At 68.4% G+C, this 2236-nt stretch carries 1 protein-coding gene; it reads left to right on the top strand.

What is annotated here, in order from left to right:
• Positions 1-113: 113 nt before the first annotated feature.
• Positions 114-2236: hypothetical protein (locus KBX46_RS32200; RefSeq protein WP_210795861.1), on the top strand; the 2123-nt coding region annotated here is incomplete at its 3' end.

Here is a 2236-nt window from a genome sequence, read left to right on the forward strand (position 1 = left end):
TTCCGGGGAACCAGGACGTCTCCATCACGTACGGCGGTGACGGGTCGAGTACGTGGTCGTATGCGGATGGCACGTCGGTGGATCGGAATGCGGCTGGTGAGGTTACGCGTCAGGTGACGGCGGATGGGGCGTCGTTCGACGGGTTCACCGCTGATGGCAGGCCGACGCATGGCACGGTGCCGGGGTCGGATGGGCAGCCGGCGCAGGCGGTGGACATCGCCTACGGCGGCGACGGCAGCAGCACCTGGACCTATGCGGACGGCACAACGGTCGATCGCAATGCGACTGGTGACGTTACGCGTCAGGTCACTGCGGATGGTGCGTCGTTCGACCAGTTCACCGCTGATGGCAGGCCCACCCACGGCACGGTGCCGGGGTCGGATGGGCAACCGGCGCAGGACGTGTCGATCGCTTACGGCGGTGACGGGTCGAGTACGTGGACGTACGCCGACGGCACGACCGTCGATCGGAATGGCGCTGGTGACGTTACGCGTCAGGCGACCGCGGATGGTGCGTCGTTCGACCAGTTCACGGTCGACGGCAAGCCGACCCATGGCACCGTGCCAGGGTCGGATGGGCAACCGGTGCAGGCGGTGGACATTGCCTACGGCGGTGATGGCAGTAGCACCTGGACGTATGCGGACGGCACGACCGTGGATCGTGATGCGGTTGGTGACGTTAGGCGTCAGGCGACGGCTGATGGGGCGTCGTTCGACGGGTTCACCGCTGATGGCAGGCCGATGCATGGCACGGTGCCGGGGGCTGATGGGCAGCCGGCGCAGGACGTGTCGATTGCTTACGGCGGTGATGGCAGCAGTACCTGGACGTATGCGGACGGCACGACGGTCGATCGTAACGCCGCTGGTGACGTCACGCGTGAGGTGAGCGCGGATGGTGCGACGTTCGATCGGTTCGCCCCTGATGGCAGGCCGATGCATGGAACGGTGCCGGGGTCGGATGGGCAGCCGGCGCAGGACGTGTCGATTGCTTATGGCGGTGACGGATCGAGCACGTGGACCTACGCCGACGGCACGACCGTCGACCGCAACGCCGCCGGTGACGTCACCCGCGAGGTGACCGCGGACGGTGCATCCTTCGACAGGTTCACTGCTGATGGCAGGCCGACGCACGGCACCGTGCCAGGGTCGGATGGGCAGCCCGCGCAGGACGTCTCGATTGCTTACGGCGGTGACGGCAGCAGCACGTGGACGTATGCCGACGGCACCAAGGTCGACCGTAACGCCGCTGGTGACGTCACGCGTGAGGTGAGCGCGGATGGTGCGACGTTCGACCGGTTCACCCCCGAGGGCAAGCCGACGCACGGAACGGTGCCGGGGGTCGATGGGCAGCCGGCGCAGGACGTCTCGATTGCTTACGGCGGTGACGGCAGCAGTACCTGGACCTACGCGGACGGCACGACGGTCGACCGTAACGCCGCTGGTGACGTCACGCGTGAGGTGAGCGCGGATGGTGCGACGTTCGACCGGTTCACCGCTGATGGCAAGCCGACGCACGGCACGGTGCCGGGGGCTGATGGGCAGCCGGCGCAGGACGTGGACATCGCCTACGGCAGTGACGGCAGCAGTACCTGGACCTACGCGGACGGCACCAAGGTCGACCGCAACGCCGCCGGTGACGTCACGCGTGAGGTGAGCGCGGATGGGGCGACATTCGACCGGTTCACGGCCGACGGCAAGCCCACGCACGGCACCGTGCCAGGGTCGGATGGGCAGCCCGCGCAGGACGTGTCGATCACTTACGGCCCCGACGGCTCGAGCACCTGGACCTACGCCGACGGCACGACCGTCGACCGCAACGCCGCCGGTGACGTCACCCGCGAGGTGACCGCGGATGGCGCGACGTTCGACCGGTTCACCGCCGACGGCAAGCCGACGCACGGCACGGTGCCGGGGGCTGATGGGCAGCCCGCGCAGGACGTCTCGATTGCTTACGGGGCTGACGGCAGCAGCACGTGGACCTACGCGGACGGCACGACGGTGGACCGTAGTGCCGCTGGTGACGTCACGCGTGAGGTGAGCGCGGATGGTGCGTCCTTCGATCGGTTCAACGGCGATGGCAAGCCCACGCACGGCACCGTGCCAGGCGCCAATGGGCAGCCCGCGCAGGACGTCTCGATTGCTTACGGGGCTGACGGCAGCAGCACGTGGACCTACGCGGACGGCACGACGGTGGACCGTAGTGCCGCTGGTGACGTCACGCGTGAGGTGAGCGCGGA

The organism is Micromonospora sp. C81 (assembly GCF_018070425.1).
Taxonomy (GTDB): Bacteria; Actinomycetota; Actinomycetes; order Mycobacteriales; family Micromonosporaceae; genus Micromonospora; species Micromonospora zamorensis.